The organism is Pseudomonas sp. 6D_7.1_Bac1 (assembly GCF_025465945.1).
Taxonomy (GTDB): Bacteria; Pseudomonadota; Gammaproteobacteria; order Pseudomonadales; family Pseudomonadaceae; genus Aquipseudomonas.
The window spans coordinates 97,463-122,237 of the sequence record NZ_JANLNW010000011.1 but is presented as its reverse complement, the minus strand read 5'-3'; the positions used below and the strand labels follow the sequence as shown (position 1 = coordinate 122,237).

The following is a 24,775-nucleotide window of genomic DNA, read 5'->3' as shown; positions in this document are numbered from 1 at the left end:
CCAATGAGCCAGAACTGGAACGGGCAATGGCGGCAACGGGTGTTGCCGACCCTGGCGGACGAAACCTGGGACCTGATCGTGATCGGCGGCGGCATCAGCGGTGCCGGCATTCTGCGCGAGGCTGCGCGCCGTGGTTGGCGCTGCCTGCTGCTGGAGCAGCGTGACTTTGCCTGGGGCACGTCCAGCCGCTCCTCGAAAATGGTCCACGGCGGTTTGCGTTACATCGCCAAGGGACAATGGCGGCTGGCCCGCGACTCGGTGCATGAGCGCCAGCGGTTGATGGAGCAGGCGCCCGGTCTGGTCGACCCACTGAGCTTTCTGATGCCGCACTACCGTGGAAGCTTTCCAGGCCCTCGTTTATTCGGTGGCCTGCTGACGGTGTACGACGCCCTGGCCGGGCGGCGCAATCACCGCTTTTACGGTGCGGAGCAAATGCGCTATCTGGCGCCGGGGATCAAGGAGCAGGGGCTGCTGGGTGGCTCAGCGTTTCTCGACGCGGTCACCGATGACGCCCGTCTGGTGATGCGGGTGTTGGCCGAGGCCCGTGCCGAGGGCGCTTATGCCTTTAACGGGATGCGGGTGCAGAGCCTGCTGCGCGAAGGCGACCGGGTGTGCGGCGTACAGGTCGAGGACCGTGAAGGGGGCGAGCTGCTGCGGCTGCGCTGCGGCGTGCTGGCGGTGGCCACCGGGGCCTGGGCCGAACGCTTCAGCCCGGCGGCCGACGGCAAACACCTGCGACCCTTACGCGGCAGTCACCTGTTGTTGCCCGGCTGGCGATTGCCGGTGGCTCACGCCTTCAGCTTCATGCACGCCCAGGATGGCCGGCCGGTGTTCGTGTTCCCCTGGGAAGGCGCGACGGTGGTGGGTACCACTGACCTTGATCATCACGAAGAACTGGACCGCAGTGCGAGCATCAGCAGCGAGGAGCTCGACTATCTGCTGGCAGCCTGCGCGCAGCAGTTTCCTCAGGCCCAGGTGGTCGCGGCGGATGTGTTGTCGACCTGGTCCGGGGTGCGTCCGGTGGTGGGCAGTGGCGACACCCAAGGCAAGCCGTCCAATGAAAAACGCGAGCATGTGCTGTGGCGCGAGCCCGGCTGCGTGACGCTGGCGGGAGGCAAGCTGACCACCTTTCGGCCACAGGCCATCGAGGTCCTGAAGGCCTGTGCAGAGATGCTCGGACGTTCGGTGACGGATGACGGCGCGGCGGTGTTTGCCGCAGTGCCGTTGTCGCCGGTCCCGGGCTTGAGTGCCGGGCAGCTGCGCCGCCTGGCCGGGCGGCATGGGCGGGACCTGCCGCAGTTGGCGCAGCAGGTGGCCGAACTGGGCAGCGACAGTATCGGCGCCACCGACACCCTCTGGGCCGAACTGGCCTTCGCCGCAGAAGCCGAAATGATCCTGCACCTGGACGATCTGCTGCTGCGCCGCACCCGGCTCGGTTTGTTGCTGGCCAATGGCGCCGCCCAGTACCTGCCGGCCATACGCCGCCTCTGCCAGCCACGCCTGGGCTGGGACGACAATCGTTGGGAGCATGAGGAACAGCGTTATCTGACCTTATGGCAACGCCATCACAGCCTGCCACCAGGCTCGCGCTAATGCCCATCAAAGAGAGCGTCATGGACAACAAGAACTATCTGCTGGCGATCGACAATGGCACCCAGAGCGTGCGCGCCTTGCTCTTCGATCTGCAGGGCAACCTGCTGGGCAAAGGCAAGGTCGAGTTGCAGGCCTACTATTCAAATCACCCCGGCTGGGCCGAGCAGGACCCGGATTATTACTGGCGCAAGCTGGGCGAGGCCTGTCATCAATTGTGGGAACAGACCGGCATCGACCGCGGGCGGATAGGCGGTGTTTCCCTGACCACCCAGCGCGGCACGCTGATCAATGTCGATGCCCAAGGCAAGGCCCTGCGTCCGGCGATCCTCTGGCTCGATCAGCGTCAGACCGAGATCGAAGGCGGGATCAAGGGGCCCTGGGGCTGGCTGTTCAAACTGATCGGTGCACAAGCTACCGTGGACTATTTTCGCGCCCAGGCCGAGGCCAACTGGATCGCCCGGCATCAGCCGGACGTGTGGGCGGCAACCGACAAGTTCCTGCTGCTGTCAGGATTTCTCACCCATCGCCTGACCGGGCGCTTTGTCGACTCGGTGGGCTGCTGCGTGGGCTATCTGCCGTTCGACTTCAAGCGCCTGCGCTGGGCAGCACCCCGTGACTGGAAATGGCAGGCGCTCAAGGTTCGCCCGGAACAACTGCCGAGCTTGCTCAAACCGGGTGAAACCCTGGGGTACATAAGCGCCCAGGCCAGCCTGCACACCGGGATTCCCGAAGGCCTGCCCTTGATTGCCGCCGGGGCCGACAAAGCCTGCGAGGTATTGGGCTCCGGAGTCGTGGACGCGACAACTGCTTGCCTGTCCTATGGCACCACGGCGACCATCACCACCACCCGCTCGCGTTACCTGGAAATCGTCCCGCTGATTCCGCCTTATCCGGCGGCGGTGCCTGATCACTACAACTGTGAGGTGATGATCTATCGCGGTTACTGGATGGTCAGCTGGTTCAAGCACGAGTTCGGTCTGCGGGAGATGCAGCAAGCGCGGGAGCAAGGGCTGGAGCCGGAGCAACTGTTCGATGCCCTGGTCAATGCGGTACCGCCCGGCTCCATGGGGCTGACCCTGCAACCCTACTGGTCGCCGGGGATCCGTGAGCCCGGCGTGGAGGCCAAGGGCGCGATGATCGGTTTTGGCGACGTGCACACCCGTGCGCACATTTATCGGGCGATCCTCGAAGGCCTGGCGTATGCCCTGCTCCAGGGCAAGGAGCGCATCGAAAAACGTTCGAAACAGTCTATCCAGCGTTTGCGCGTGGCCGGTGGCGGCTCCCAGAGCGATGCGGCCATGCAGCTCACCGCCGATATTTTCGGTCTGCCGGCCGAGCGTCCACATGTCTATGAAGCGTCCGGGCTGGGAGCGGCTATCGCCTGTGCCGTGGGCCTGGGGTTGTACGCAGACTTCCCCGGCGCCATCGCGGCCATGACCCGGGTCGGCGAGGTGTTCATGCCGCAACCCCAGGCGCAGCAGATCTATCGGCGGCTCTACAGCGAAGTGTATTTGCGCATGTACCGGCAACTTAAACCGTTGTACCAGAGCATTCGCGAGATCACTGGTTATCCGGCCTGAGGGGACGCCTGCCGTGGCATTTTCCGGACACGGCACGTGGCGCTATCGGAGAACTTTTTTGGCGAGATTGGACAGTGTCAGTGCCGGGGCTGGTTGTTAGGCTCGATCCCCATAGCTGACTGATCCAATAAGAGCGAAAAGCCGATGAAGTTTCTGTTGCTGGTGGTGGGCCTGTGCAGTGTGTCGCCGGCGTCCTGGGCCTGGTCGAATCACACCCTGGGAAGTTACCTGGCCTTGCAGGAACTGCCGGCGCTTCGCGAAGCGCCCGAGGTCGAGGTCGAGCCGTTGGAGCAGTTCCTTGCCCAGCAACACAGTGGTCTGGTAGCGCTCCTGGAAGAGCAGGAAACCTTCGCCCGCCAGCACTTCCCCGACTATCCGGCGCGCCCGGACGAGCTGAAACTGCAGGACCTGCCTGTAGGCGATCTGCGTCGGGCTTTTCTCATGGCTCTGAGGGTCAACCCGCAGATCCTCCTGGCCATGATGATTCAGCCGTTGCCAGGCCAGGATCAACCGCTGCGCGCGCACCTCAAACCGCAGGAAGTGATGGTCGAGCAGACGCGTTCACCGTGGAGTCGCCAACGGTTCATTCAGTTGCAACCGGGGGAGAAGGTGGTACCACTGGCGGTGCTGGCGACGGCCGCCGACGAGCCGGACTACGGCCACGATATCAATCTGTTCAGTGACAACCCGGGCGACGTCGGCGCGCTTTATGCGTTTGGTCCGCAGTCGTTTGGCGATGCACGTTTCGGGTACAGCTCCCAGGCACCTTTTCACATGGGATTCTTTCACGAGAACCCGATTGTGTATGCCGCTGCGCCGTTTCTGCGGCGAGACTGGCCGGACTGGCGGGCCTATCAATACTTCGGGCTGGCGCGTTTCGCGTTCGCCAACGGCCACCCCTATTGGGGTTACCGCTTTCTCGGTTGGGGCCTGCACTACGTCCAGGACCTGACTCAGCCTTATCACGCTACGCCACTGCCGGGCGTCGACCTGGCGAGCATGTTGCTGATGGAGGCCAAGGCCCTGGCCGGCTTCGACACCGACAAGCGTGCGGCAATCGAGCGGGTGGCCACCCGGCATATGGAGGTGGAGAAGTATCAGTACGTCTGGCTCGAGCAGTTGCTGCTGGCCGGCCAGCCGCACCCGATGCTCGCGGCCTATGCCGACACTCGCCAGGATCAGGCCTATCCCGACTACTCGCCGGACTACCTGCGTGAGGTGGTCAGCGCAGAGTCCAGCGCCCAGGCCGCCGACTTCGATGCCGCCATCGGCCAGTGGCTGAGCACGCCCGAGGCAACCATGAGTTTCAGCACCGGCAATGAGCTGCAAGGCCAACGCCACGACCATGCGCAGTTGAATGCCCAGTTCTATGAGTTGCTCAGACACTTCGGTGCCCACAGCCGGATTTTCGTCAGCGCTGGCATCGCCGTCTCAGCACCCGCTTCATCCGCGGCAGTGGGACAGAGCGCCAGTCGCAATTGAGTGCGCCGGGGCGCGGGCGAGCAGGAACAACAACAAAAATAATATCGAGAACGTCCATAGGGAGATCAAGACGATGACCATCAGTGTGCGGATGCCAGGCCCTGCACGTCAGGGCGCGTTGCGCTTCACCGCGACCACGGCGGGAGTGGGGCTGCTGGGGTTGCTGCAGCTGTGCGCGGTGGAGGGGGTACAGGCCATGGAGTTCAGCGTGCTGGACAATCAGGTGACCGGCGCGTTCGACAGCACGCTGTCCTACGGCAGGTTATGGCGTGTGGAGGCCCGGGATAAAACCAACGACGACATCAACACCAACGATGGCAATCGCAACTTCGGTACCGGGCTGGTTTCCGAGGTCTATAAGATCACCTCGGATCTGGAAGCGACCTACCAGAACTACGGGATGCTTGTTCGCGGCACGGCGTTCTACGACACCCAGATCATGGATCGGCATAACGATTACGACCGAAACAACAGCCCCGCGCAACCGAGCCAGAGCAGCCCGAACGATGACCGTTTCAGCAGCGAGACCCGCGATGTCGCCGGCAGCCGCGTAGATATTCTGGACTCCTATGTCTACGGCAAGTGGGACGTGGGCCGAATGCCGGTGTCCGCCCGTCTTGGGCGTCAGGTGTTCAACTGGGGCGAGGGTATTTTCTATCGTGGTGGGGTCAATACCACCAACCCGGTGGATGCGGCCAAATATCGTTTGCCGGGGGCGGAGATCAAGGAAGTACTGATGCCGGTGGAGGCCGTGAGCTTCAACATCGGCTTGACCGACAACCTGTCGATGGAAAGCTTCTACCAGTGGAAATGGAAGGAAACCCGCATCGATCCGGTGGGCACCTTTTACTCCCAGACCGACCTGTTCGCCGATGGCGGTCATACCGGCTACAACGACTTCACGGGGACGGCGCTCGACACACCGGTTCCGGGGTACGGCAATGTCATCGGGCTGTACGAGTCGCTGGGCAATAACCCGGCCCTGGGCGGCATTCTGCGCAGCACCGGTCTGTACGCCAATGGCATCACGCCGGCCTACGGCAACATCCTCAAGGTGGCCTCCATCGGCAAGGACTACAAGGCCCGCGACGACGGCCAGTTCGGTTTCGCCTTTCGCTACATCGCCGAAGAGCTGAACAGCACCGAGTTCGGTTTGTACCTGGTCAACTACCACGCCAAGGAGCCGACGATCGCGGCCAATCTGGCGGGGTACAAAGGCATCGACATGGCGGCCCTGACCAACCTGTTGTCCGGCGTGGCCGGCAATCAGGCGGCGGCGCTGGCCAACGGCTTGGCGACGGTCGATGTGATGGGCAACATCCAGGCCCATCGCAAGTACGCCGAAAACATCCGCATGTATGGCTTCAGTTTCAACACCACCCTGGGCAAGGCTTCGGTGTTCGGCGAGCTGGCCTATCGGCCGAACCTGTCCATCGGGGTGGCGGCGACCAATGACCTGCTCGGCGACCTGGCCAATGGTGCCGCGGCTGCGGCTGCTGGCAAGACCATCAATGTCGGCGGGCAGGCGGTCAACCTCAACAGCGATATCGACAACTCCACGCGCGTTGAAGCGTTCAACACCTCGTTGGGCAGCATTTACAACTTCGGCCCCACGATGTCCTTCGACTCGTTGTTCGGCATATTCGAACTGGCTTCCGAGCACTTGCGGGGCAGCAGCCTGAAGTACACGGCCTATGACGGCAGTACGCGCTACTACGCCGGCGCCGGCAACCGTTCCTATATCTCCGGCGGTGAGGATGACGATCAGGTCAGCCGAGATTCCTACAGTTACACGCTGATGTTCAGCGGCACCTGGAATGACGTCTTCGCCGGCGTCAACCTCAGCCCCTTTGTGGTCTACAAGGACGACTTCAAAGGCAACTCCTATCAGGCCGGCAACTTCATCGAAGGGCGCCAGGCCTACACCCTGGGGCTCAAGGCCAACTACCAGAACAAGCTGGAGGCCGAGCTGCAGTACACCGAGTTCTATGGCGGCGGCCAGGACAACGGCCTGCGTGACCGGGACAACATCGGTTTCAACCTCAAGTACTTCCTGTGAGTCGCAGGGCTTTCTGTGTGTGAGGGCGAACGCCCGCTCTATCCTTTTTGGAGATTTGCCATGTTCCAGAAACACCGAATGATCAAAGCCACGCTGGCCCTGGCCCTGAGTCTGGCAGCCGGTAGCGCGCTGGCCGCGGTCTCCGCCCAGGATGCGCAGAAACTCAAGGCGGCCCTGACACCGTTCGGTGCCGAGCGTGCCGGCAACGCCGCCGGCACCATTCCTTCGTGGGAGGGCGGGATCACCCAGGCTCCCAAGGGGTATGAAAAGGGCAAGCATCACCTCGATCCGTTCGCCGACGACAAGCCGCTGTTCACCATCACCAAAGCCAATCTTGACCAGTACAAGGCCAACCTCACGGCCGGCGAGATAGCCCTGTTCAACAGCTACCCCGACACCTTCCAGATGCCCGTCTACAAGAGCCGGCGCTCCGGCTCGGCACCGCAATGGGTGTATGACAACACCTTCAAGAATGCCACCTCCACCAAATTGCTCGAAGGCGGTACAGGTTTCGCCGATGCCTTTGGCGGCATTCCGTTCCCGATTCCCGGCAATGGTGTGGAGGCGTTGTGGAACCACATCACCCGTTATCGCGGCACCTACGTGGTACGCCGGGCGTCGGAGGCGCCGATCCAGCGCAACGGCAGTTTTGCCCTGGTGACGTCACAGCAGGAAGGGCTGTTCAATTACTACCGCAAGGACGGCCAGTTCGCGGACCTGAAAAACATCCTTTTTTACTACCTGGCCTTCGTCAAAAGTCCTGCCCGTCTGGCCGGTGGCGCGGCCCTGGTGCACGAGACCCTGGACCAGATCAAGGATGCCCGCGAGGCCTGGATCTACGACGCCGGGCAGCGACGCGTGCGGCGTGCGCCGAACCTGGCGTACGACACGCCGATCGCTGCCGCCGATGGCCTGCGCACCGCCGATGACACCGACATGTTCAATGGTGCCCCGGATCGCTACGACTGGAAGTTGCTCGGCAAGAAGGAAATCTACATCCCTTACAACAACTACAAAGTCGCCAGCCCAGAGGTGAAGTACGCGGACCTGCTCAAGGTCGGGCATCTGAACCCGCAATACACCCGCTATGAACTGCACCGGGTATGGGTGGTAGAAGGCACCTTGAAACCCACGGCGCGGCACATCTACTCCAAGCGGGTACTGTTTCTCGACGAAGACAGTTGGGGGGCGGCGGTGGTCGATCAGTACGATAGCCATGGCGAGCTGTGGCGGGTATCGATGGCGTACCTGAAAAACTTCTACGACTTGCCGACCACCTGGAGCGCGCTCGATGTGTTCCACGATCTGCAGGCTCGCCGCTACTACGTGCAGAACCTCGACAACGAAGAAGCGCAAACCGTCGATTTCACCCAGCCGATTCCCGAGGACGCGTACTTCATGCCATCGGCCCTGCGCCTGCGTGGTACGCGTTGACTTTAGGTCGACCTGGTGAGATGGAGTTCAGCCTGACGGCAGGCCGTTACCGGCCTGCACAAAAAAAACCTGACACTCTCCGCAAATCAGGGCTCTTGGTTTCAATGGGTATGCTTCAAAGCACTTCTTTTGGAAAATACCGACTGGGCACCTCGCCCAGTACTCGACGGAAAACACTGGTAAAGGCACTTGGGCTGCTATAGCCCAGGTCAGTCGCCACCCGCGTAATTGCCTCCCCGTTACCCAAGCGCACCACGGCCGCCAACAGGCATGCCTGCTGGCGCCATTCGACAAAGCTGACACCGGTTTGCTGGCGAAACAGACGAGTGAATGTGCGGCGGCTCATCCCGACCTGCCGGGTCATATCATCAATTCCGGTTTCCAGCGACGGTTGCTCCAGCAGGTTGCGGCAGGCGTGCGCCAGCCTTGGCTCGCTCGGAAGAGGTGCATTGAGCGATAGGGGCGACATGTCGGCTATTTCGTGAAGCAGCAAGGTCATCAGATGGCCGTCCAGATGGTCCTTGGCATACAGCGCCGGAACGTCCATGGCCCGGATCAGCAACTGCCGAAGCAGTGCCGACACGCCGAAGACCTGGCAGTGCGCAGGCAGGTTGAGCCGAGCGGCGGCGCGGTTACGGATGTAGGTATTGAGCATGGTCACCGGTCCGCTCATGCTCATTTCATGGGGCATTCCCGCCGGTACCCAGATGGCCCTTTGTGGGGGCACGACCCAGTTACCCTGGCGAGTGAATACCGTGATGACACCGCAGGCGGCATAGGCGAACTGCCCACGTCGATGGGTATGCAGCGCAAAGCGCTGGCCATCCAGATAGTTATTGGCCGTGACTACTGCGTCGCGGGGTGTGTTTTCGTAGGGATCTATTTCAGTTTCGCGCATGGCCCGAATTTAATGATCTATGACCTGATAGTGCAAGCGAGCCATTGCCCCTATTGCGCATAGTGGGGCCGTGGTTGGGGCATACAGCCGCCGGCCCCGCTTTCTGGAAATAGAACCTCATGCAGAAAAAACACCTGACCCTGGCCGTGTTGGTAACGGCTGTCTGGGGTCTGAACTTTCCCATCACCAAACTGGGCCTGGCCGCTATTGATCCGCTGTTGCTAACGGCTCTTCGCTTTACGCTGGCGGCGTTGCCGTGGGTGTTTTTTGTCAGGCGTCCGCCAATCGCCGTGGGTTGGTTGGCCGCCTATGGATTGATTTTCGGGGTCGCGATGTGGGCGTTGATCAACCTGGGCATCGAACTGGGTGTGCCACCAGGGACTGCTGCCCTGTTAATCCAGTTCAGTGCGTTTTTTACTTTGGGTTGGGGGGTGTTGCTGTTTCGCGAGCATCTGAGCCTTGGACAGACTCTTGGCGTGGGGCTCGCAGCGCTGGGCTTGATCAGCATCATTTTCAACAGCCCGGGTCATGCGACGACAGTGGGTTATGGCTTGTTGCTGGTGAGCGCCTTTAGCTGGAGTGTCGGCAACGTCATCATCAAACAGTCAAAGGTCCGGGAGATGTTTGCCTTTGTGGTGTGGGCCAGCCTGTTTCCGCCGATTCCCTTATTGGTACTCACCTGGCTGGCGCACGGCAGCGCCCCGTTTACCTCCCTGGTAACGCACCTTGAATGGGTGTCGGTGTTCTCGCTGTTGTTTCAGGTCTACGCAGCGACGCACTTCTGTTATTGGGGCTGGAATCTATTACTGCGAGAGTACCCGGTTTCCAGGGTGGCACCGCTGTCTTTGCTGATTCCAGTATTTGGGGTCGCAGGTTCGATACTGATGCTTGGGCATAGGGTTGATTTTAATGAAGGGATTTCGATTGCGTTGATTCTGTCGGCACTTGTGGTGGGGTTGATGAAGGGGCGTGAGCGGGTGCGGATTGCATAGGCTGGTGAGTAGAGGCGGGGGGCGATGTTGAGGTCGGATTGCGGGGGAAGAAAAGTCTTTTACTCGAATCCCAGATGCAACAAAGCCCGCACTGGGCGGGCTTTGTTGATGCTTCGTTTGGTGGGCCGGGGTAATTTGAACCTATTGCCTAAGCTAATGATTTTAAATGAAATTATTGGTTTGTTTTTTCTTATGGAATACCATTTGGAATACCGTTCTTCCTAGCATTGCTCTGTCAGTACCGTCGCGGCTAAATTGGTTTGATTTTGACTCATGCTTTGAAAGTGGGATTAGAACCTGCGACCAGTTGGGTGGCCTGGATCTTCCCCCCTTGCCAGCGGCACCAACTCTCCGTGAATTGGTGCCGCTGGCAAGGGCTTAAACTCCCTAGGTGAGCGGTATTTCAGTGCGCTGTACGGACACTCCTTGTTGTAGTGCTCGAGCGCAATCTCCGGGTTGCGTAGCGCTGTTTCTCAGTCAGACTTAGATATACGCGTGATGTTGAGTGGGATGGCAGCGCGTCGTGAAGGTAAGCTCGCGGAGGGGGGGCGTTCAGTCGGAAAATAATCTCGCCCGAAGTGATAGCGAATGAGAAGCTTATCGTGATCAGGAAAACACTACTATCCCGATAAGCGGTGCGCGGCGATTCTGAATCAGCACATGTGATGGTGGGGGAAGTAATAAGCGAAGGATTGCAGTTTTTAATAGGGCTGAGAGATATCCAAGTAGAGTGTAGCGCTTTGCAAGTGTAAAAATATCAGAGCCCTGCAATATAGCGGGGCTTTTCTTGATATGTGAAATAGCTGTGGTGATAAATATTCAGAGCTCTTAATTCGGATGGCAGAAAGTGTTAAATTTCTGACGAGAATCTCTTTTTTTCCTTTATGTAGAGCTCTTTCTCCTCTTCCATCTGTAGCAATATTTCTAGAACCTCTGTGCGCTTCAAGTCATGTTTGTCTGCCAGCTTGTCAAGGCGTCTGATCGTCTTGTCTGAAAGGATAAAATTATACTGTTTTTTTCCTGTTTGCTTTTCTCTATACCTGTTTTGACTCCAGCGTTTCTTGACTGCTTCTATCGTTAGTATTTTTTCGGGTAGGCTAAAATAAGGGCCGTCAAAGAAAATAATTAAATCTTGAAGATTTTTTATAGGTGGGTTATTTACGAATAGCGGAGATTTTTTTTGAATTATTTCCCAGGCTAGAGATGTCTTTTTGAATTCATCTTGGTCGTCAAACCATTTGAATATTTTGTCTGATTGGGTGTGCAGGCCCCATGCGCGCTCTATTTCGGAAACGGTCGTTTCTTTTTGATACTTGTCTATGGCCCAGGTGTCAATCAATGCAATTGTGAAATCTCGCCCCATTAAATTTGGGGGTGAGTTTAAATGGGTGAGATTTCTTTTTTCAAGTATTCGTGGATTAAGCCACTTTTGCTGCCTTTCGTCGTTTGTTATCCAATTTGTTTTTTGATCTGGTATTAGCCACAAATCTTTTGAATGCTTGATGTCTGTTTTTAAATTTGGGGTTGTGTTAATTAAGTCGGCCATGCGGTCCTTCATTCCGTGGCTTTTATATTCTCCGATATTTGCTGTTGGGTAGTTATGCTGGATATAAAACCATAGCCAGTTTATTAGTCGGTTATCTACATAGGTTCCAGGAAGTGCTTTTGTGACTGGGTCGTTATGATTGACTGCCATAGAGGGCTCTCAAGTGCGTCGAGGTAAAACTACTATTCCTTTATTTTCTCTTTTTCTCTAGTAGAAATCTATGGGTAAAATAGATTTATTTAAGGGCTGTTCGTGTGGTTTTTTAGTGTATTTTTTGTTGATGGAAATGGCATAAAAGTCACGAAAATTCGGTCTCCATCGGCATCCTCACTGGCTCACTGGCTCACTGGCTCACTGGCTCACTGACGTGATGGCTGAGCATCTGATTCGCATCAAAGGTAGGCTCAGCGTATTCATGATTGCTTTTGCTGCCTTAATCGTAGGTATATGCGTCCGATCGTAGATGGTCAATGATTCCGATCCTGGTTCGGCGATATGGTCGTGTTTCTTTGGGCTGCAAGGTGTTTGTTTTTGTGGCGGGCTTGTTGTACTTGGTCGTTTTCGTAAAAAGATACGTGACTCCCGTATCTATTGAATAGATATGAGGAGTCTGTCATGAAAATAATTCGTCTGAAAGACGTAGTTGGTACTACTGGCCTTGGTCGCTCTACGATCTACAAGTACGTTGCGGAAGGATCTTTTCCAAAGCCGGTCTCCTTGGGGGATCGTTGTGTAGGTTGGCTAGAGGGTGAGGTTCAGGGTTGGATTTTAGATAGAGTTAAAGAACGTGATTTGCAAGGAGTCGGGCCTATTTGAATTTGTTGTTTTATGATGGGGTACTATTTAAAGCGATATGTTGGATTTTTAGTGGTAAGTAGAAACCTCGTGAGGGGAGATGCTTGTAATGATTTTTTGTCAGAGTTGAAGTTGTTGCTTGCGTGATTGTTTTATGTCGTATTTGTGGATGGTTTTTAAGTCGTTTTGTAAAAGTACTTCTCGGTATTGGTAGTATGCTTTTGTAGCTTTGAGTGCTTGTAGTTGTAACTGTTTATAGCTATACCTTTGTATAGATGTGTCTATATCTAGATATCACTGATTATGGATGGCTGGCCATAAAGCCAGCATGTCAGAGAGTTGTCTTGAGTGCTCAGTAGAAAATTACTCAATGTGTTTAGAGTATGAACTAAACCATGGAGTAATAACATGCTGCGTCATCCCGTCAATGCTAACCTATCTCTTCATTATGGAAATAGGTATGAAGCCTTCCCCATTCAGGAGGACAAAGGTCCTTTTGTCAGTCAATACTTGAGTCGTCTTTATCAGACGCTCAAGAGTGCCCTTGGTCAGTACTCGCGTGTGTTTGCATTTAGGATTGATCTACGGCTTCCTGCCGAGATTGAATTACCCGACAGCGCTTACACGAATGAAGTGATTGGTCGTTTCATTGAGTCGTTCAAAGCCAAAATTAAACATAACCGCCATAAAGCTCGACAGTTAAACGCGTATGTCCATGACAGCAATGTTCGATTCGTCTGGGCGCGTGAGCAGGGGCAGCATGGAAAGCCTCACCACCACTTGGTAATCCTGTTGAATTACGATGCCTTCAATGCACTGGGTAAGTTCGAGCCGGGTCGGGACAACATGTTCAATCGTCTGGTGGAGGCTTGGGCCAGTGCCTTGGGCTTGCCAGTAGAGGCGGTCAGCGGCTTGGTCGAGATCCCCAGTAACCCGTACTATCATCTGCATCGTGACGACTCGGTTGGACAGGCTGAGTTCTTTTATAGAGCTAGCTATCTCTGTAAGTCGGCAACCAAGGCTTTTGGGGATGGTCATCATGGCTTTGGGGCTAGCCGGATCTGATACTACTCGTTTGCCTTTACATGTAGTCACAGGCTAGCGACGGGTTTTCTCAATCGTCGCGAGCTGTCAGGATGGATGAGCAAGGTAGGTGCGGAATGGACTGGTTTGTCTGGCTTGGTGGAGCTGTGCAGCCTATGGATGACGGTCCTTAACATCGAGGAAGTCATGTTTATTGCTCATCAGGTGGCCGATCAGCCTGATCGGCTGAAGCATATCCTTGTAGGGCCGGAGGCTGAGCCAGGCAGCGACCGAAGACTTCCATAGATTCAAGTCCCCTGCCGCTTCGGCTTCAGGGGGACGTTGTGGCCTGGATCAGTCATGTAGCCAAGACTTCAATTCCTTCAAGCGCCCCGCCACAATCTGCTGCGTCTCCGGCTTGTGGGCGGCGTTATTTTTGAGTTGTGGCCTTATTTTGCTGGATGAATTGGCTTTTAAAATTTCTGTCCACCCATTTGTCCCCCCACTTAGGGGTTGAGTGAATTCTAGGCGTTGAGGCCCATTGACCGATACTAGCAAGTGCCATCGTGTGCAGTGGCTCAGTATTGGCGATGGTTACGTTTGCCGGCGTACTCGGCATCGGCGAAGGACATCTGTTTCATCGGGGCTCAACCGTTTGGTTCGTGTGAGGCGGGTACTTCACCAGAGATGGAAGTTTTTTTCAGCGTTTTCCTAGAGCCTGTAAGGGACGCTAGCCATATTGGCCGAGGAACACAGGCAGTGAGGCGTTTTTACGGCCCACAGATGATTATCCCGCGCTGCTAGGGCGGGGGGCGTGCAGGGCTTTCATTGCTGAAATGCCCCGATAGCGGAGTCGAAGGTGGTCAGTGGGGTGGTTGATTGGTAGGACCAATGTCTTGGGGGATGTTGAGGTCTCGACCTACCGGCGCTGAAACCTCAACGGCACTGAAGCTGGACTGAATACCCAGTCTTAAATTCAGAGCCGGAACAGCACGCTGGCGTTGACCCCGCCGAAACCGAAGCCATTGGACAGTGCATATTCCATGGGCAGGTGCTGGGCCCGGCCGCGAATCAGGTTAAGGCCTTCGGCGGCGGTATCCGGGGTTTCCAGATTGAGTGCTGAGGGTAATCTGAACTGAATGTATAAAATGTTGATTTGTAACGATATTATAAGTTTAAATTTTCATTTGGAATACCATTTTCCCTGGCATGGTCTCCCAAGCATGTGGCGATGCTGGACTGAACACACAGGACCTGTAGGAGCCCGGCTTGCCGGCGATGGCGTTTTTGAGGACGCTCTCGTCGGCAAGCCGCGAGGTCGCCGTTAGCCGGTAAAAATTCCATTTGTGGGACCTGCAAATGGGAAATTCATGCCTTTTAAGCAATTTGAGGCAAAAAGCACCATCTGTTTCTGGGACTATGTGGGTAATTTATATATGCACTAAAATTACTCCATGCGGGAACGTTATGCTGCCACTTAATTATTTATGTTGGTTGCCGGATCGTATTTCATTAGAATCATTGAGCACGCTTGAGCAATCGCATAATTTAAAGTCGGGTGCTTGCAAGGTACTGCGGCGCTATTATTCTTTACACTCAGTTGGTATGTCTTCCAGGACGCATGTTGAGATGCTGGTGGAGACTCTTTGCGCGCTGATTATTGCAAATCCTCATGTGAAAGAAGTCAAAGGATGCCTGGTGTATGCCAAAACACAAACACATAACACGTTCTTTGATAATCATTGGCTGGAGGACGTTGCCGAGGCGTGTGGGATAGGTCATTGGGAAGTACTTGCCGTCAGTTTGAACCATTGTGCGTCTGCCTTATCGGCCATTCATTTATTAAAGAACAGATTGATTAAAAACGGCGAGCCAATGCTTCTTCTTACGGGGGAGAAGGCTTTTCATAGCGATATTAATCGACTGGATAACGGCGTAATGGCCGAAGTGCCCGCGGCGGTGCTACTCAACGCGGGACCTGCGCAGTGGAGTTTGAAGCATACCGCCGTAAGGCACTTGTCCTCCTTTTATGATAATCACCGGCATGTGCCTGCAGTGCGCCGGCGCGAGTTATATTCGTCGCTGGAGCAGGACTATTATGATTTTTATCTATACGTGCTGGATAAATTCAACGTTTCAATTGAAAGCATCGATGCAATTGTTCCATGCAACCTGGATCTGCCGATGCTGAAAAGAGTGGCAGCCAAACTGAATTTCAAAGGCATTATGTTTACCGATCATATTGCCGAGTATGGGCATGCTTATTGTTCGGATGTTTTATTTAATTTATCTGTCTTGTTGAAAGATTTTACAGGGAAAAAAATTCTCTGCCTGACTATGGGCATGGGCATTACGCTTTCATGCGTCTTAATTGAAAAAAACGAAAGCAGCGAGGTTTTACATGTCACGTCTTCTATTGGCGGTTAATGAAGCTCTCAACGATATTATGTCTTCGGCCGTGTCGGTCAGTCTGGAAACGGATTTTAACGAAGACCTGGATTTGGATTCGGTGTTGTTTGTGCAGTTCTTATTGACACTGGAAGAAAAAGTACCCGGCTTAATGTTTGAGCCTGATCAAATCAATCAGGACGCATTCACCACGGTCGGTAAATTGATCAACTGGATTGAGCAGCACCTGCAGTCGGAGAGCTCATATGCCTGACGGTCCGTTTAACAGAGTTTATCAGCTGTTTGCGGGTAATGAGCCCGCAGAAGCCGTGCGGCTATGGCGTCTCGAATTGGCCAATCAGACCAGGCGCGCGTTTAGCCAAGGTTATCAACTCGTGCCGGACGAGCGAAAGGTGACGGCCTGCCACCCACCGCAGGTGGATAGAGTGCTTGCCTCTCTCGGCCTGGATCTTCAATACCTGGGAGGGGAGCGGACGATAGCAGCCGATGACACCCAACTCATTGCCTCTATCGCCGCCCGTTTGGGGCTGTTGATGCGCATGTTGGGCATGAGCTGGACGCATTTGTCCGCACGCAGGAGCTTTGGTATGAAAACCACCCGGCATCAGCTGATTAAAGCCGAGTTTGCGGATGTGAACAGTCAGTGCAGCCTGCTGGTGTCGCAATGGGAAATGCGCACCGCGGCGGGGGATTTTCAAGATGCTGAAGAAGACCATTGGCAGATCACCCTGCTGACTAACAGAGCGGAAAAATTGATGGGCGGTCATGGCTATCTGCTTGGCGCGACGCACACGCTTTCTTATCTCTCAATGATGTTTTATAGCCTGTATGGCAAAACGACGTGTCATTACGCCATGCCACGGCGCGATAGCCTGGGGGAGGTCGTATGAACACATCACCAGGCATGGTTCTGTCGCAACGCCAAGGGGTGGGCCGGGATATTTCGGATCTACTGAAGCTTGCCTGGCCAATGATTGTTGTTGCCATCGCGGTCTCGTTTTCACAAAACATTCAGACAGCTATTTTGGGCCATGGCGCGGAGACAACGTCGATTTATTGGCTGTCGATGATCCAGCCGTTCAGCTTTTTATTTCTGGCGATTCTCGAATGCCTGGCCATCAGTAATCAGGTGTTCAGCGCCAGGTCTTTGAATCTTTGGTCAAAACAGAAAGTGCTGACGGCGACGTCAGTTTTATCCGTGCTGGGTATCCTGATTGTGGCCTTACTCAGTGGGACGATTGCGCTATCTTCGCCTTGGCTGGAGAAGCTACTTCCTATATCAGGGGGTAACTTTTATCAGACAGCACTTCCCCTCTACTTCCTTTCCATGTTGCCGTTCATTCAACTGGAGATGTGTAACAGCGCCCTGCGAGGGCAGGGCAAGAGCGCGTTGAGCATGCTTCTTGTGATTGCTTATATCGTCCTGAACGCCGGTATTTGCTACACCAGCTACAAGGTCTACGGTTTGGGCTTCTATTCCATTGTCGTGGCAAATGCCTTGGCGTCCGGCCTATTGATCCCGGTCGCGATGTGGCTGGTATGGCGTGTTGGTCGCCAGGAGCAGGACGACCGACCTGAAGCGTTTATTCCTCGATTAAAAGGTCTGCTTCAGCAGGTTGGGTTGCCGATTTTTGCGTCTTTTATCGTTGTTTTTTTCAGTTCGCTGCTGGTGTTTCCACTGATTGGCTCGTTGGGTGAACAGTATGTCGCCGCGTTCCTGATCATTACCAAGATTAGAATGTTTATTGTTATTCCCGCCGTGGCGTGTGGCTCTGCACTGGCGATATTGATAAATCAACGTTTGGCGATCAGTAGCGGTGAGGGACTGAAACGACTCCTGCATCGTGGGCTGATATTTATTGGTGTGCTTTATCTTTTGCTCACCGTCGGGGTCTATTTTAGTGAAAAAACGCTGATAGGCATTCTTTCAGGTGATGGGGCGATCAGGGAAGCCAGTAGCCAGATGATGCTGATTTTATTACCTACGTTCTTCCTCACAGCGTTTGTGGCGTCTTTACAAGCGTTACTTGAGCAACTTGATCAGGCTCGTCGTGTATTAATTTTGACGATGGTTATAGAGTTGCTCATGGTGATCGTTTTATTGGCCGGTTGGGATCGTTTCTCAAACTTGAATGCGATTATGAGTCTAATCATTATGTTCAGTACGATTTACTTTTTGGCATTTGTCAACGAGTACTGGCGGCTCGCGAATAAAATTGGGAATGAGAATGTTCTATAGCGTTATCTATCCTCTATTGTTGATATTCTCGCTGATCCACCAAAATTACCTTCGGGTGTTGGTGGTGATGCGGCTTCGCCCTTCATTGTTAATGAAGGCCAGAGTCAGGCCAATGACTCACTATACCCGCGCGTGTCGTTTAATAAGGATGTTCGACCTTTATTCATTGGACATGATGTCTTCCTATCTTTCAGCGCTGTATGCATTACACCTGTTTGAAAAAACCCGGCCTTTGCCCTATAAGCCCGCAGAGATGATGCTGCTCAGCCAGTGCCGGCAGGAAAATTTCACCTGGCGGCACGCTTTCGTGAAGATGTTTATTTACCCTCAATTAGAGCTGCAAACAGAGAAAGTATTGCTGTTGCATGGCTGGGATGGGCGAAGCATCATGCTCAGACACCTTGCTCAGCGTTTGCAGTCAAAAGGATACACCGTCTTTGCACCTGATTTACCGGCACATGGAGTGTCCCCGGGTAAGGGAGTGTCTTTTTACGATCTCTCCAGAGTAGTAATCGATATCGAGCGACAATACGGTCCTTTTTCAGTCGTTATCGGCCACTCGTCCGGTGGGTTGGTAAGCTGCATGGCCGCATTACAAGGGCTATTTTTTAAGAGAATGATCTTGATCAGTAGTCCTTGTAGCTTTGGCGAAGTGCTGGATAAGTATGTTGCCAATAATAAACTACCCAAGCGTATTGCAGCGTCGATGAAAAAGCTCTATCAGTTACGTTATGGCGTTCATCCTGATAAAATCGGCCCCGAATTAATCGCAAAAATAACACAGCCTGTACTGATATTGCATGATAAAGGAGACGTGAGTATCGATTTGGAAGAGGCCATGGTGCTTAACCATGTTCTGGGCAAAAGCAAACTGATCGTAACCGAGGGCAAGGGGCACAGTGGTGCATTACGCGATGCTACTGTGTTTAACCGTATTTCTACTTTTCTGGACAATACAGCGCAGGAAAATTATTTCGCTATTGTTGATCCCGTATTGCGCTTGCGCGCAACCATTAATATAAACGTTAAGTTTTTAAAGCGTTAGTTTTACGTCCCCTGATTGCTGATGGCAATTGAGATAGCTGAGTACAACCTCTGCGCTTTCCCGCCTTCACCTCAAGCACTCGCCACCCTTTCCAGCCGAGTTTGAGTATCGCCTTAACTGTTGCTTCGGCCTTTGCCCGATAATAGGGTACTTCAGCTGCACAGCGATGCGGACTTTTCGTGCCTTATCGATTGTACGAGTGACCTGAGGTTCGTGCATAATCAGATGGTTTTTATTGATTATAATGAGTTGATGTTGTTGATAAGCATGTTGCGTGAGAAGCCATTTCTTTGCATGCCAAAGATAGAATCATACTCAGAGGATTCTTTCTTCGTTTCCGGCCTGGTCGACTTCATTACGTATTGTTTGAATTTTAACGGTGTTTCATTATAGGTTTTACTGAAGCTTCGAGAGAAATGCGGCAGGGAGGAAAAACCGCATGCGTAGCTGATATCGGTTAATGACCATTCCGGGGCCAGATGAATAAATTCCTTTGCCAGTGCCAGTCGGACTCTCCACATCCACTTGATCGGCGTCACGTTGTAAAACAGGTTGAACATTCGACAAATATCGAACCGGGTTTTACCACAGATTTTCTCCAGGTCTTCCAAGGTAATCTCCTCTGAAATATTCTCTACGATGTAGTTGATTATTTTGACAATGCACAGAGCTTTTTCTGTATGTGCATGTTTGCCATAGATCTCAAAATGACGTTTATACAGGTCGTCCATTATTTTTTGTGTAAAGAGGGTCTTTTCAGCATTCGAGATTTTAAGTTCCCACATACAGACTCCGTTCTGCAGCGCTCAATGGCGAAGATTTTTATTATTGGGATAGGCTTTCGACTCGCTAATGAGTACGCAATTGCTATGCCAGATTTGTAGCTGTTTCAAGTAGTTGTTTGTTAAGTGTTTTTTAAGCATTTCTCGATTTAGGGAAAATGAAATCCCATTTTCGAAAAGTTTTTACGCAGCGTTTTATTTTATGTCCCAGTATTGGGATTGCTGATTTCCGTACGGTTTACCCATAGAAATCAGCTAATAAGAAGTGCACGTTTTGCTGTCGTTCCGAAAATGAGACGCCCAGTCACTGTTATAAGCCGCTCAGGTATTGGTTCTATTATTACTTCTTAAATATCAGTGAGTTATATATTTTTTTTGCTTTGGCATGAAATGTGCTTTGGGTTATGCAGGTTGTTAACAATGGTATTATTATGGATATTTCGATCCCGCGGCCGGGAAATAAACTTGTACTGAAAAAGCACAGTAAGGCCATTGCTGGTGGCGTCTTTTTGCTAGCGCTGTTGCTAATTATCTATAACTATCGGTTCTCGCCTTACCAGGTGGCTCGTAGCAGCGTGACGGTTGCCGAGGTCAAGTATGGTGACTTCTCCGTTGAGGTGCGTGGAAATGGGGTGCTTTTACCGTGGGATATCAATTGGGTGGCGGCGAATGTTGACGCTCGGGTGGAGGAGGTCATTTATAAGGCCGGAATGAAGGTCAGTAAGGGACAATTACTGGTTGTTATGAGTAATCCGACGCTCGAACAGCGGCATCAGGAGAACCAGCTGGAACTTAACGCACGCCGGGCAGAAACCGAGGCAAAAAATGCCGAACTGCAAAATAAAATCCTCAATCAAGAGGCGTTAATGCTGGACGCGAAGAGTCGATTACTTGGATCTACACTGCGCCTTGCTGCCCAGAAAAAATACCTTGAGGCCGTGCCAAGGCTGGAATATGAAAGCACGCGCATTCTGACTGAACAGTATACTCAGCAGGTCGGTTTTGAAGAGCGACGGTTAAGGACGCTTAAGCTCAGCGTCGAGGCGGATATAAAGGCGAACTTTATGCGCCTTAACAAAATGGAGTCACTGGTTGCGCTGAGTCAGCAGGAGGTTGATTCGCTCAAGGTTAAATCGCCGATAGATGGCATTTTGCAGGATGTGAAAGTCCAGGTCGGACAGCGGGTAACGGTAGGCAGTGATATTGCTCGCCTTGCCAAAGAGAAAGAGCTGTATGCCGAACTCAAAGTGCCGGAATTGCAGTCGCGCGATCTCGCGGTCGGGCAGGCAGTCACGATCAACACGGGCCGGAGCCGGTTTACGGGTGTGTTATCGAGGGTTGATCCCGCGGTTACCAACGGTACGGTCAAGGTGGATGTGACGTTCAATCAGCCGCTGCCACAGGAGGCACGTCCTGATCTGAGTGTCGATGGATTGATCGCGGTGACGAAAATCAATAATTCGCTGTATGTCGAGCGCCCGCCATTCGCGCAGAATAACTTGCCCTCTATGCTCTACCGGCTGGATGAAAAAGATCGTTCAGCGACCAAAATGAAAGTGGATTTTGGGCAGGGTTCCGCTGACTACATTCAGATCACCAGCGGGCTTAAAGCTGGCGACAAAATAATTCTCAGTGACAGCACCGCCTGGCAGGGTGCCGATCAGATTGAAATCGCCAAGTGATGCAACCCGCGCCGGCTAACGGACCAATGCCCTGGAGACAATAATGATGGAACCTTTGGTAGAACTGACTGATGTAAATAAAATTTTCCTGACTGATGAAATCGAAACCCATGCGCTCAGCAAGATCACGCTCACCATTTCAAAAGGCGAGTACGTGGCAATATCGGGGCCCTCAGGCTGTGGGAAATCTACTCTGCTCTCAGTCCTGGGGCTGCTGGATACTGCTTCAAGCGGCACTTATCAGTTGGCGGGGCACAATGTCGAAAATATTTCCAAGAAACAGCGTGCGCAGGTGCGTAATCGAGACATCGGCTTCATCTTTCAGTCGTTCAACCTCATCAGTGATCTAACGATTGAGGAAAATGTCGCGCTGCCATTGACCTACCGCAGTGATATTTCCAAATCTGAACAGCAACTGCGGGTAGCCGAGGCCTTGGCCAAGGTCAATATGTCCCACCGTAGCCGTCACTATCCTTCACAACTCTCCGGCGGGCAGCAGCAGCGCGTCGCGGTGGCTCGGGCTATCGTGGGTAATCCATCAATCATTCTTGCGGACGAACCCACCGGTAACCTGGATTCGCACAACGCAGAAGCGGTATTGAATATCCTCGATAAGTTGCATCAGGAAGGTACCACGATCTGCATCGTGACCCACGATCCGCGCTCGGCTGAGCGTGCACAGCGCAGTATTGTTCTGTCTGACGGGAAGGTCGTCGGAGATGGGGAACTGGCGCCGCAACTGACCCTGGTGAAGGAAGCATAAGATGCTTTTTGACATTCGTTATGCCTTGCGGTTACTTCTAAAAAGCCCCGGCTTTACTTTTGTTACCGTGCTGATTATGTCCTGTGGACTGGCGCTGACCCTTTATATGTTTTCGGTGATCAATACCATTATGTTCACTCCGCTCCCTTATCCGGACGGCAAAAGCATGGTGTTGGTCAATCCGACCGTGAATGGTGTCAGCCTGAGTGATTCCGGGCTGAACTTCATGGACTACAGCGACATCAAGGCGCTCACCACCCAGCTTGACGATATGGGGTATTTCTACGCAGAGCGCGCGGATATCAGTGATGGCAGCAAGGCCGTTTCCTATATGGCCATCAGAAATACTCCGGATATGTTCTCATATGCAGCTATTCAGCCATTTCGGGGTCGTGTGCTGAATCACGAAGACGTTCAGTCGGGGGCTGAGCCTGTCGCGGTGATCAGCTACGCAATGTGGCAAAACTACTTTGCTTCCGATGCGCAACTTATTGGCCGCGATATCACGATCAACGGCATACATACGCGCATCGTCGGCATCATGCCGCAAAATTTTGCCTTCCCCTTCTTCCATGACCTCTGGCTGCCTTCACAGCTTGAACTTTCGCAGTACCTGGTGCGTAAAGGCGCTCCGGAAGTGTCGGTCTATGCGCGTTTGAAGCCCGGCGTGACCCTTGAGGATGCCAACCGCGACCTGAATAGAGTGATGCAGTCACTAGCCTTGGAGCACCCGGAAAGTAATAAAGGGCTTTCAGCTCAGGTATTAACTTTCCAGGAAAACTTTATGGGTGAAGAGACCTTGCCGATCTTTATCGTCATGCTGTTCGCCGTCAGTTTTGTACTGCTACTGGCTTGCTGTAATGTCGGAAATTTATTGTTGGCAAGAACGACTGAGCGTTCCAAAGAGATAGCGATCCGGGTGGCGCTGGGTTCTCCCGCAGGCCGCTTAGTACTGCAAATGATGTTGGAAAGTTTATTTATCTGTTTTATGTCCGGTGTAGTGGCGGTCCTGCTGGCTGCATGGGGTCTGGAGATAACCAATACGATACTGCCTGGTTTCGTACCGAATAAGATCCCTTTCTGGTGGCAGCTGTCACTCGATAATATGATGATCCTCAATGCCCTTATCTTGGTGATCATCACTGCTGTGCTCACCAGCGCATTACCGGCCTGGAAAATAGTCCATGGCAATTTCAATGATGTTCTGCGTGATGGCACCCGTGGCGCGCAGAGCCGTGGCGCAGGTCGGGTTTCGCGGATTCTGGTTATCTTTGAAGTGGGGCTCTCCTGCTCCATCCTGTGTATCAGTGCGCTGTTCGCGTTATTGGTCTATCAAGCGACCCGAACTGATTACGGTGTTGACACCAGTAAGTATCTGACCGCGCAAATCCACCTTAACGTTAATAATTACCCTGATGATGCAAGCCGTATCCTGTTTTACCAGCGCCTGCAAGACGCCGCCAGTGCGATTTCCGGGGTTGAAAGCGCAGCATTAACCACCAGTGCCGTCGGGCAGTTCACCGTGCCGCGCCAGGTGGATGTCGACTCGTCGACCAACAATAGCAATGAGCGTTGGTCTTATCCGATGGTCAATGATGTGCAGGTCATGCCGGGTAGCCTGTCTGCGATGGGTATTACGCCCAAAGCGGGCAGGGAATTCGCCCACAATGATACTCAGGACTCACAACAGGTGGTCGTAGTCAGCCAGTCCTTTGCTGAACAGTTCTGGCCTGGAGAACGTGATGTGATTGGCAAGCGCCTGCATTTTCGCGATACCGATGACCAACGCTGGTATAACGTAGTGGGTGTGGTGCCCAGCGTGATTCATGGGCGACCTTTCAGCGCATTCCGCCACCGCACCACGGTGTACCGTTCTCTGGAGCAGCAACCCGCTTCCTCATTAATGCTGGTGCTGCGAGCCAAGCATCCTGAAACGGTCGGGCCTGCGCTTATCAGCGCGGTCCGTCAGGTTGACAGCGATCTTTCTGTCAATCAGATCCAGACATTGAATCAACGCTTGGCCCGCAATACCGCCGGTTTGCATTTTATTGCCAATCTTTTCATGTTATTCGGTCTGGTGGCGATGATACTGGCTGCGACGGGTATCTATGCGGTGATGTGCAACTTGATTAATCAGCGTACCCAGGAAATTGGCTTACGCATGGCCATGGGTGCTACTGAGAACAATTTGTTACGTATGCTGATGATCCAGGGCGGTAAGCAATTACTGACCGGCCTTATCATTGGCTTGCCTCTGGCATTCTTTGTTGCTCCCAAATTGACGCGCGTTCTGGGTAACGGAAACACGCCCTTTGTGCTCCTGTTCTGGATGGTGGCAGTGATGATTTCGCTGGTTGTGGCGCTGGCGGTCTGGCTTCCTTCCCGACGGGTAACCAACATGTCGCCCGCTGACGCGATTCGTTATGAATAAACGATCGCCGTGCTCCCTGGGC

Annotated in this window: 19 protein-coding genes and 1 pseudogene; 16 read left to right on the top strand and 4 right to left on the bottom strand. The window is 53.6% G+C overall.

Features of this window, described 5'->3' with window-relative positions; translation table 11 throughout:
- The first annotated feature begins 3 nt into the window (after positions 1–3).
- The 5 genes from NTD87_RS03935 (at position 4) to NTD87_RS03915 (ending at position 8,148) form a co-directional block, all read left to right on the top strand.
- Positions 4–1,593, top strand: a complete 1,590-nt coding sequence (locus NTD87_RS03935; RefSeq protein ID WP_262112027.1) for a glycerol-3-phosphate dehydrogenase/oxidase — start codon at positions 4–6, stop codon at positions 1,591–1,593.
- Between the two features lie 20 nt (positions 1,594–1,613).
- Positions 1,614–3,173, top strand: a complete 1,560-nt coding sequence (locus tag NTD87_RS03930) for an FGGY-family carbohydrate kinase (protein ID WP_262112026.1) — start codon at positions 1,614–1,616, stop codon at positions 3,171–3,173.
- Between the two features lie 144 nt (positions 3,174–3,317).
- Complete coding sequence (locus tag NTD87_RS03925) at positions 3,318–4,655, top strand: phospholipase (RefSeq protein WP_262112024.1); 1,338 nt, start codon at positions 3,318–3,320, stop codon at positions 4,653–4,655.
- A gap of 91 nt (positions 4,656–4,746) precedes the next feature.
- On the top strand, positions 4,747–6,714 hold the full coding sequence (locus NTD87_RS03920) for a DUF1302 domain-containing protein (RefSeq protein WP_262112069.1): 1,968 nt from the start codon (positions 4,747–4,749) through the stop codon (positions 6,712–6,714).
- Positions 6,715–6,774: 60 nt separating this feature from the next.
- Positions 6,775–8,148: a DUF1329 domain-containing protein gene (locus NTD87_RS03915; RefSeq protein WP_262112022.1), complete on the top strand. Its 1,374-nt coding sequence runs from the start codon at positions 6,775–6,777 to the stop codon at positions 8,146–8,148.
- 115 nt (positions 8,149–8,263) lie between these two features.
- Here the strand turns inward: NTD87_RS03915 and NTD87_RS03910 are convergent, their stop codons facing one another.
- Positions 8,264–9,046, bottom strand: coding sequence for an AraC family transcriptional regulator (locus NTD87_RS03910; RefSeq protein ID WP_262112020.1), 783 nt, complete (start codon positions 9,044–9,046; stop codon positions 8,264–8,266).
- Between the two features lie 119 nt (positions 9,047–9,165).
- Between NTD87_RS03910 and NTD87_RS03905 the strand changes: the two genes are divergently transcribed.
- The gene (locus NTD87_RS03905) at positions 9,166–10,038 is read left to right on the top strand and encodes an EamA family transporter (protein ID WP_262112019.1); all 873 of its coding nucleotides are present in this window, start codon (positions 9,166–9,168) and stop codon (positions 10,036–10,038) included.
- 850 nt (positions 10,039–10,888) lie between these two features.
- Here the strand turns inward: NTD87_RS03905 and NTD87_RS03900 are convergent.
- A complete protein-coding gene (locus NTD87_RS03900) occupies positions 10,889–11,734 on the bottom strand; it encodes a hypothetical protein (protein WP_262112017.1) in 846 nt (281 codons plus the stop codon).
- Between the two features lie 465 nt (positions 11,735–12,199).
- Between NTD87_RS03900 and NTD87_RS03895 the strand changes: the two genes are divergently transcribed.
- Together NTD87_RS03895 and NTD87_RS03890 are read left to right on the top strand one after the other, a co-directional pair.
- Entirely contained in the window at positions 12,200–12,400 is a 201-nt protein-coding gene (locus NTD87_RS03895) for a helix-turn-helix transcriptional regulator (RefSeq protein ID WP_262112016.1), read from the top strand.
- 387 nt (positions 12,401–12,787) lie between these two features.
- A complete protein-coding gene (locus NTD87_RS03890; RefSeq protein WP_262112015.1) occupies positions 12,788–13,444 on the top strand; it encodes an inovirus Gp2 family protein in 657 nt (218 codons plus the stop codon).
- Between the two features lie 934 nt (positions 13,445–14,378).
- Here NTD87_RS03890 and NTD87_RS03885 read toward each other — a convergent pair.
- Positions 14,379–14,528 (bottom strand): annotated as a pseudogene (locus tag NTD87_RS03885) (beta-ketoacyl-ACP synthase II); the annotation flags it as partial.
- Positions 14,529–14,869: 341 nt separating this feature from the next.
- Between NTD87_RS03885 and NTD87_RS03880 the strand changes: the two are divergent.
- Genes NTD87_RS03880 through NTD87_RS03860 form a run of 5 tightly spaced genes read left to right on the top strand, consistent with a single transcriptional unit; the run spans position 14,870 to position 19,095 of the window.
- A complete protein-coding gene (locus NTD87_RS03880) occupies positions 14,870–15,829 on the top strand; it encodes a 3-oxoacyl-[acyl-carrier-protein] synthase III C-terminal domain-containing protein (protein ID WP_262112014.1) in 960 nt (319 codons plus the stop codon).
- On the top strand, positions 15,804–16,064 hold the full coding sequence (locus NTD87_RS03875; RefSeq protein WP_262112013.1) for an acyl carrier protein: 261 nt from the start codon (positions 15,804–15,806) through the stop codon (positions 16,062–16,064). The genes NTD87_RS03880 and NTD87_RS03875 overlap by 26 nt, the downstream gene beginning before the upstream one ends.
- Entirely contained in the window at positions 16,057–16,701 is a 645-nt protein-coding gene (locus tag NTD87_RS03870; protein ID WP_262112012.1) for a hypothetical protein, read from the top strand. The genes NTD87_RS03875 and NTD87_RS03870 overlap by 8 nt, the downstream gene beginning before the upstream one ends.
- Positions 16,698–18,050: an MATE family efflux transporter gene (locus tag NTD87_RS03865; RefSeq protein WP_262112010.1), complete on the top strand. Its 1,353-nt coding sequence runs from the start codon at positions 16,698–16,700 to the stop codon at positions 18,048–18,050. The genes NTD87_RS03870 and NTD87_RS03865 overlap by 4 nt, the downstream gene beginning before the upstream one ends.
- The gene (locus NTD87_RS03860) at positions 18,040–19,095 is read left to right on the top strand and encodes an alpha/beta fold hydrolase (protein ID WP_262112008.1); all 1,056 of its coding nucleotides are present in this window, start codon (positions 18,040–18,042) and stop codon (positions 19,093–19,095) included. Before NTD87_RS03865 ends, NTD87_RS03860 begins: the two co-directional genes overlap by 11 nt.
- Positions 19,096–19,334: 239 nt before the next feature.
- On the opposite strand, the gene NTD87_RS03855 is transcribed toward NTD87_RS03860, so the two are convergent.
- Entirely contained in the window at positions 19,335–19,880 is a 546-nt protein-coding gene (locus tag NTD87_RS03855; protein WP_262112007.1) for a helix-turn-helix transcriptional regulator, read from the bottom strand.
- 401 nt (positions 19,881–20,281) lie between these two features.
- On the opposite strand from NTD87_RS03855, the gene NTD87_RS03850 reads away from it, so the two are divergent.
- The 3 genes from NTD87_RS03850 to NTD87_RS03840 are packed head-to-tail and all read left to right on the top strand — an operon-like array spanning position 20,282 to position 24,753.
- Positions 20,282–21,559 carry an efflux RND transporter periplasmic adaptor subunit gene (locus NTD87_RS03850; RefSeq protein WP_262112005.1) on the top strand — a complete coding sequence of 426 codons (1,278 nt, stop codon included), beginning with the start codon at positions 20,282–20,284 and terminating at the stop codon, positions 21,557–21,559.
- 43 nt (positions 21,560–21,602) lie between these two features.
- Positions 21,603–22,322, top strand: a complete 720-nt coding sequence (locus tag NTD87_RS03845) for an ABC transporter ATP-binding protein (RefSeq protein ID WP_262112003.1) — start codon at positions 21,603–21,605, stop codon at positions 22,320–22,322.
- 1 nt (position 22,323) lies between these two features.
- Entirely contained in the window at positions 22,324–24,753 is a 2,430-nt protein-coding gene (locus NTD87_RS03840) for an ADOP family duplicated permease (protein ID WP_262112001.1), read from the top strand.
- Positions 24,754–24,775: the final 22 nt, after the last annotated feature.